This is a genomic window from Dehalococcoidia bacterium, assembly GCA_021295915.1.
Taxonomy (GTDB): Bacteria; Chloroflexota; Dehalococcoidia; order Lucifugimonadales; family UBA1123; genus VXRN01.
The window spans coordinates 366-7883 of sequence record JAGWBK010000068.1; the positions used below are offsets into that span (position 1 = coordinate 366).

At 60.4% G+C, this 7518-nt stretch carries 8 protein-coding genes; 4 read left to right on the forward strand and 4 right to left on the reverse strand.

Annotated features, from left to right (window positions below; genetic code table 11):
- A partial coding sequence (locus J4G14_14460; protein MCE2458993.1) for a hypothetical protein occupies positions 1 to 412 on the reverse strand: 412 nt, incomplete at its 3' end.
- A gap of 172 nt (positions 413 to 584) precedes the next feature.
- Here J4G14_14460 and J4G14_14465 point away from each other — a divergent pair.
- Positions 585 to 740 (forward strand): hypothetical protein, encoded by a 156-nt coding sequence (locus J4G14_14465; GenBank protein MCE2458994.1) that lies wholly within the window; start codon positions 585 to 587, stop codon positions 738 to 740.
- A 63-nt stretch (positions 741 to 803) separates the two neighbouring features.
- Here J4G14_14465 and nhaA read toward each other — a convergent pair whose 3' ends face one another.
- Together nhaA and panC are read right to left on the reverse strand one after the other, a co-directional pair.
- Entirely contained in the window at positions 804 to 2225 is a 1422-nt protein-coding gene (gene nhaA, locus J4G14_14470) for a Na+/H+ antiporter NhaA (protein ID MCE2458995.1), read from the reverse strand.
- Positions 2226 to 2407: 182 nt separating this feature from the next.
- Complete coding sequence (gene panC / locus J4G14_14475; GenBank protein ID MCE2458996.1) at positions 2408 to 3244, reverse strand: pantoate--beta-alanine ligase; 837 nt, start codon at positions 3242 to 3244, stop codon at positions 2408 to 2410.
- 295 nt (positions 3245 to 3539) lie between these two features.
- Between panC and dnaJ the strand changes: the two genes are divergently transcribed.
- Genes dnaJ through J4G14_14490 form a run of 3 tightly spaced genes read left to right on the forward strand, consistent with a single transcriptional unit; the run spans position 3540 to position 6432 of the window.
- On the forward strand, positions 3540 to 4673 hold the full coding sequence (gene dnaJ / locus J4G14_14480; GenBank protein MCE2458997.1) for a molecular chaperone DnaJ: 1134 nt from the start codon (positions 3540 to 3542) through the stop codon (positions 4671 to 4673).
- Entirely contained in the window at positions 4673 to 5578 is a 906-nt protein-coding gene (prmA, locus tag J4G14_14485) for a 50S ribosomal protein L11 methyltransferase (protein MCE2458998.1), read from the forward strand. Before dnaJ ends, prmA begins: the two co-directional genes overlap by 1 nt.
- 23 nt (positions 5579 to 5601) lie before the next feature.
- Positions 5602 to 6432, forward strand: coding sequence for a hypothetical protein (locus J4G14_14490; GenBank protein MCE2458999.1), 831 nt, complete (start codon positions 5602 to 5604; stop codon positions 6430 to 6432).
- Here the strand turns inward: J4G14_14490 and J4G14_14495 are convergent, their stop codons facing one another.
- Positions 6433 to 7428, reverse strand: a complete 996-nt coding sequence (locus J4G14_14495) for an NAD(P)-dependent glycerol-3-phosphate dehydrogenase (GenBank protein ID MCE2459000.1) — start codon at positions 7426 to 7428, stop codon at positions 6433 to 6435. It lies immediately after the preceding gene.
- Positions 7429 to 7518: the final 90 nt, after the last annotated feature.

A 7518-nucleotide genomic window follows, 5' to 3' on the forward strand; every position in this document is an offset into this window, starting at 1 on the left:
ATTGCAGGCCCTCTCGCAGCTCAACAGTTATTCCCTCGTCGCCAACTTCCCAGCCCTTATATAGGCGGGGCTCGTTGTTTCCGTCCGGGGTCATCACCGCAGGTGGTTCGTGGACGCCAAATGCCCAGCGGTTGCTCTCGTTGGGCCAGGTAAGCTGCGATGGGTAGAACTGTGGAAGTCCAATACGTTGCTGAGCTATACGCAGGTGGCCTTCCGGACCTTCCATCATGGTAGGCTCAGGAGCTGTGGCCGGCGCAGGCGCAGGGGCAGCAGTCGCCTGGGGCGCTGGTGCGGCGGCCGGAGCCTGTGCCGCAGGCTCCTCTTCGGGTTCGTCGGAAGTACAGGCCAAAGCCAGAACGACAATCAGCGCCATCGCAATCCATACCACACGTCGTACACTATTCGCTCCCATAGGATTTTCCTCCTCCTCACTATGTCGTCCCATCTATGTTGACCCTGTCTGTTTGTACGCCCTCCTTGATTCACCCCGAACTCAAGCGAATTCTCCTGCTGGGATCGGTCAAACCGTATCACTGCCTTAAATGAGAGTCAATAAATTCAGAAATAATATTTCAGATGACAACATGTTCGAGGGTAGAATAACCCCGGTGACCCAGTTCATGCCTGAGGACACGTTCGCGTCGTGGTTCGCGGACGAGCCCAAGGTGGTGCTGACCGACGACTTCGTGCCAGTCGACGGGATGCTCGCTCCGCTCTACCTGGAGAGCCGGACGAAGTGAGCGAGGGTCGGCTACTTCGTCAAGGACCCGCTGCGAACTGAACAGCCCCTTGACGGGCTGTCCCTACCAGCGATGGCTGGATATCCTCAACAGGGAGTAGCCCACCAGTCCGGCGGCAGCCGAGGCACACATGATGCCGGCCGTGGCGCCCAGGACCAGTTCCGGATCGGAAAAGGCGAGACCTGTGATGAATATGGCCATCGTGAATCCGATTCCTCCAAGGAAACCGGTGCCGATCACGTGTGTCCACGTCACGTATCGGGGGAGCTCCACTATTCCGAACCTGGACGCCAACCAAGGGAACAGGGTGATTCCCACCACCTTGCCGACCAGAAGGCCAAGCATAACTCCAACGGTGACATCGCTTGTAAACAGACTGCCAAGGTCTACGCCAGACAGGTGCAGCCCTGCGTTGGCGAATGCGAAAATGGGAAGGATGACATAGCTGGCCCAGGGGTGTGCCAGCCTCTCCAGCCTCTCCAGGGGAGATTCAGTGCCCTGGGACAGTTCCTCCATCTCGCCGAGCATGACTTTCGAGCGCTCGGTGTCGCCAGCGGAAATCGCCCGTCTGTAGTCTCTGATCAGCAACACTGACCTTTCTGCGAATTCTCTCGCTCCAAGTTGGGGACGAGCGGACATGAGGAGACCGAAGATCACCCCTGCGATGGTTGCATGCACACCCGACTTGAGCATCGCCACCCAGATCAGGATCCCAATCACTGCGGTAATTGCCGCGTGGCTGAAACCGATCCGATTCACGATAACCATGAGTACAATCAGCCCAGCGACCATCCCCAGATGCATGAATGAAATGGACTCGGTGTAGGCGACTGCAATTACGAGGATCGCCCCGAGGTCGTCTGCTACTGCGAGACCGAGCAGGAATACCCTGAGCGACATGGGGACGCGCCTGCCCAGCAGCGCGAGTACGCCCAGGGCGAAGGCTATGTCGGTAGCCATCGGTATTCCCCAGCCCCGCATACCGTCCTCGCCCAAATTGAACGCGAGGTAGATGGCGGCGGGAACGACCATCCCTCCAACGGCGGCTACAGCAGGCAGCGCGGCCCCTCTCAGCGTTGAGAACTGACCGAACATCGCTTCTCTTTTGATCTCCAGCCCGACAACGAAGAAGAATATCGCCATCAGGCCGTCGTTGATCCAGTGCTGTATCGACATGTCGATGCTGAACAGCGCGACATCGATCATCAGATGGGTCTTCAGGAAGGCACGATAGTACTCGTACCAGGGGGAGTTCGCCCACACGAGCGCGATTACTGTCGCTGCAATAAGTACCAGGCCGCTTATCGACTCTGTGTGGATGTACCTCTGGACTGGCAGGCGGATGACCCTGGTAATGTAGGAACTTTCCGCCTGGGCTCTGAGGATTCCGGCACTGCGTGGGGGTATGTGAGAAGACTCGATATGGGTCCCATGCGCCCCGTCGGTCTCCGCGGAAGTATCCACCCTATTCGGGTCTAAGCTCATCTACCGTTGCCTTCTCAACTCCCTTGTGCCGTCAAACACTAAAGCGCGAGCATTCCTCACGATCTCTTGCGATGTCGGAAAACTCGGCCACTTAAGTCTAAACTATTATGCCTGTCTGAGGCCTCGGTACTTACACTCTTGATTATGGGAAAATTCATTCGGCTTGGCCTTTGCCGATTGGGTTAAGGCGTCAGGACCACGTTGTCGATCAACCTCACCCTGCCTATGTGTACGGCCAGGGATACCAGTGCAGGCCGGTCGATGATGGTCAACTCTTCCAGCGTCTCGGCGTCTGCGATAGATATGTAGTCGATCGAGGCGTTGGGCACCGTATTCAGTATCATCGTAATCTGGCTGCGGAGCGTCGCCGCGTCTCGGACTCCCTCCTCGCACATCGTCTCAGCGAACCGGAGCGCCCTCGACAGCGCCAGCGCCGACTGCCGGTCTTCAGCGGCCAAGTATGCATTACGGCTCGAGAGCGCGAGCCCATCGGCGTCGCGCACTGTCGGCATCACCACGACGTTGGCTCCGAGGTTCAGGTCGGCGTTCAGACGCTTGACGACGAGGCACTGCTGGGCGTCCTTCTGTCCGAAGTAGACGTTGTCCGGCCTCACGATCGTCAGCAGCTTGCACACGACGGTCGCGACGCCAGTGAAGTGTCCGGGACGATGCGCCCCCTCCAGCCTGCTGGCGATGGCTCCGACATCGATGCTCGTATCGAATCCGGGCGGGTACACTTCGGAGGCCGGTGGAGCGAATACCAGGTCGACGCCTTCGCGTTTGAGCTTGTCGAGGTCGCCATCCATGTCGCGCGGGTAGGTGGACAGATCCTCGTTTTCGCCGAACTGGGTCGGGTTTACGAAGATGCTGGCCGCGGCCGTGGCATTGTCCGCGCGTGCCTGTCTCACCAGGGACAGGTGTCCCTCGTGAAGATATCCCATAGTGGGAACGAGCCCAAGCGGGCGGGGGCAGGTGCGCTCGATGGCCCTGAAGTCGGCGACGGTCTCGATTACTTGCATGTGTAAGTGTGCGCTCAACTGGTCGGATAGCAGCGCCCATTATAAGCGAAGCGGAGACGCTTGAACGCTTGCCATCCGTCCCGGCAGGTCATGAAACCTCTCTTAGACAGTAATCGCACTGATATGACCTGAGGCGCGATGTAAACTCATAATATGAGGATTTCTCAAGGAAATAGCTCGCCACTTGTCGAATGTGACTATGGATAATATAATGGCGGTTACATGTGCCCCGAATTCGGGCCCATTTGATTCCGGTTCCGAAACCACGCAACACGAGTCCTGTCGAGTTCTGCCTATGACAACCAGCAAGCGCGACTATTACGACGTACTTAGCATAGCCCGTGACGCCTCCGAGGAGGACATCAAGAAGGCTTTCCGAAAGCTGGCGCTAGAGTTCCACCCTGACCGCAATCGGAGCGAGGGGGCAGAGGCGCGCTTCAAGGAGGTCAACGAGGCATACCAGGTACTCTCCGACGCGAAGAAGCGGGCGGACTACGATCGTTTTGGTCACGCGGCTGTTGGAGCGAACGGCGGAAGGGGATTCGACGGATTCGACAACTTCAGCGGATTCGGAGACATCTTCGACGCGTTCTTCGGCAGTGGATTCGGCAGCCAGACACGAACGTCTGCCAATGCACCCCGGCGCGGAAACGACCTCCAGACGAGGCTGACCATCACCTTCGAAGAGGCCGTCTTCGGGGTCGAGAGGGAAATCGACATCCAGCGCATCGACGTCTGCGAGCGCTGCCAGGGATCACGAAGTGAGCCCGGTTCTGAGAAGACGATGTGCAACAACTGCAACGGCTCCGGTCAGGTGAGACGCTCCCACCAGGGCATCTTCGGACAGTTCGTCCAGGTGAACACCTGCAGCGTGTGCAGTGGTGAGGGCAGCACAATCTCCGACCCATGTACCCAGTGCCGGGGAGCAGGGCGAGAGCGACGCAAGAGAAAACTCGCTGTCACGGTTCCGGCCGGCATTGACGATGGCACCCAGATCAGGCTCAACAGAGAGGGCGAGGCCGGACTGAACGGCGGAAGCCCTGGGGACCTGTACGTGGTGCTCGATATTCTGGGCCACGATGTCTTCCAGCGTGCTGGGAACGACATCCATCTTTCGATTCCGGTTAGCGTGTCCCAGGCGACACTCGGCGCCACCCTGGAGGTTGACACCCTGGAAGGCGAGCACAAGATCACGATTCCGCCGGGCACTCAACCCGGTGACCGGATCACGCTCAAGAACAGGGGAGTCCCCCACCTGCGCAGCAACCGCCGGGGCGACCAGATCGTCACCGTGCGTGTGGAGATTCCTAAGTCGCTTACCGAAGATCAGCGGCAGCTTTTCGGCGCGCTGTCTGAGTCGATGGGCGATGAGGGAGTTGGCGGCAAGGGCCTGTTCAACAAGGTCAAGGACGCACTGACGGGCGATTGATGCCAGACGAATGGCTGGAACTGAGCATCGAGACTCCGCCCGAGTACGTTGAGCCTCTGACCGAGATCTTTCATCGCTACGGAGAGGGCGGTGTCGCCGTCGAGCAGCCCGGAGGATTCAACCCCGATGAGGGTGAGAGTCCGCCCGTACCCGATCGGGTAGTCGTAAAGACGTATCTCCCCGACGATCCCACCACCGACCACAGGCGCTCCCAGATAGACGTCGGTGTACGTCTTGTCGCGCACCTCGCACCGCTGACCGAACTTCGCGAGCGCCGGGTCAGCCAGAGCGAGTGGGAGAACAGTTGGAAGGAGTTTTTCCACGTTCTTCGGGTCGGCGAGCGTATCGTGATCTGCCCCACGTGGCGTGAGTACGAGGCAAAGCCTGACGAGATCATCGTTAACCTCGACCCGGGTATGGCATTCGGTACAGGGCATCACCCAACCACCCGCATGTGCATGGAGTTCATCGAGCAGACTGTGACGCCGGGAGACCGCGTGCTGGACCTGGGATGCGGTTCCGGCATTCTGTCCATCGCAGCCGTGAAGCTGGGAGCAGAGCGCGCCGTCGGCTTCGAGATCGACCCGATCGCGGTCAAGGCTGGCCGGGCCAACATTGCCTTGAACAGGGCTGATGGAGCAATCGAACTGGTGCATGGCACCCTGCCAAGCCCGAAGTCTCCGGCAAGGTCTTTCGACCTCGTGTTCGCGAACATCTCAGCGCGTGTCGTGACGGACCTGGCGGGCCAGCTTGTCGAGTGCATGGCTCCCGGCGGACGCCTGCTCGTGTCGGGGGTTATCGAGAAGCACCTTGAGGGCGTGACGGACGCGCTCACTGCTGAGGGCGCGACGATAGAACGGCAGCAGATCGACGGCGACTGGGTTGCGCTGCTCGCGGCAGCCTGATCTAGCATTCTACGGATACTACGATGGCGCGGAAGACCAAGAGCAACCAGCATAAGAAGCAGCAGCGCGCGCTCAAGAAACGCACCCAGCGCAAGCAGAAGATGGCTCGCAGACAGTCACAGGAGTCCGTGAGGGAGACGCCTGCGCGCATCCTGCGTCGCGCTCGTGAGATGCCCATCGAAGGGGCGTGGGTGCAGGAGCGCTGGCAGGAGCGCGGCGCGGCAGTAGTGGTCCTCGCACGCACCAACTCCAGCGAGAACGTCGTGTTCGGCCACTACGTGGTGGACTACCTGTGCACAGGGATCAAAGACACCGCATTCGCTACCAACGTAGTGCCCGAGGTGTTCGACAACGAGGTGATCCCACGTCTGTACGGCGGCGTTCCGCCGACCGCAATCGCGCCGGACCTGGCGCACGAAATCGTGTGGGGCGCTGTCGAGTATGCCGAGGCGTTAGGCTTGAGGCAGACAAGTGGATTCCGAGAGTCGCAGCGAGTCCTCAACGCACCGGACTCATTTGCGAGATCAGGTGTTGTCCAGTTCGGGTACCAGGGACGTCCTGCGTATATCCCTGCTCCGCAGGACAACCAGGCTGCGATCCTCACTCGACTCATCGACAGCGTGGGACTCGGCAACTTCTACTACATCCCTCAGGGCGACATCCCTGATGACGTGATAGACCTCTTGCAGATCGAACAGGGCGAGGACGGTGAGGTCGGCGCGCCGCTATGGACGCCCGAGGGGCAGCAGGTGCAGGGCAGTGTGGAATCGAGCTCAGGTCTGTGGACGCCAGGCGAGCAGCCCGCGTCCGAGCAGTCCGACGACGCCCCCGCGATCTGGACTCCCGATAGGTAGCTACTCGGCCCTGGGCTCGCGACCCATCAGGTTCTGTACTGCCTGCGGCACCGATACACCGCCGAACAAAACGCTATTGGTCGCCTGTGCGATGGGCATCTCGACGCCGAGAGACTCGGCAAGGTCGAGTGCGGCGCGGGTCGTATCCACACCCTCGGCTACGCTGTCCATATCCGAGCGTACCTGTTCGAGCGTCTTCCCGGATGCTATCTGGGTGCCGAAGTAGTGGTTGCGGCTCAACGTGCTCATGCAGGTAGCGACCAGGTCACCCATGCCCGCCAGTCCAGCGAACGTCGCAGGGTTGGCCCCGGCCGCAACGCCCAGCCGGGCGATCTCCGCCAGCCCGCGAGTGATGAAGGTGGCCTTCGTGTTGTCTCCGAATCCCATCCCGTCGCACATCCCAGCGCCCAGAGCGATGATGTTCTTCAGCGCTCCCGCCAGCTCGACGCCAACGAGGTCGTCGTTGGTGTAGACGCGGAAGGTGGACGAGTTGATGATCGTCTGCGCTTCAGTTGCGGCGGCAGGGTCGTTGGACGCCACCACCGTGGAGGCAGGCATCGACCTGATGATCTCACGGGCGAGATTGGGGCCTGAAAGAGCGCACACACCGTGATCGAGCGACAGTATCTCCTCGTTGATTACCTCGCTCATGCGCTTGACGCTGGACAGCTCCAGTCCTTTGGCAGCGTTAACTACGACCGTGCTGTTCGGGATGGCGTGGGCGACTGCGCGGGCGTTGGTCCTCAGTGTCTGTGAGGGCACCGCGAATATGGTCAGGTCAGCGGAGTCGTGGGCCTCTACGGGATCGGCCAGCGCGTGCATCGACTCCGGGAACTGGACACCGGGAACGAACCTTGCGTTCTCCCTGGCAGACTCGATGCTGGCCGCCTCCTCTTCCGTACGGGCGAGCAGGCGTACCTCGTGACCCTCTCTTGCCAGGATGATGCCGAGCGTGGTGCCCCAACTGGTGGCGCCGACCGCCGTTACGATGGCCATTCAGCCGACCGCGAGATCGGCCTTGTGACCGAGCTTTCGTTCGGTCCCGTTCAGCAGGCGCTGGATGTTGTCCCGGTGTCTCACGACGAT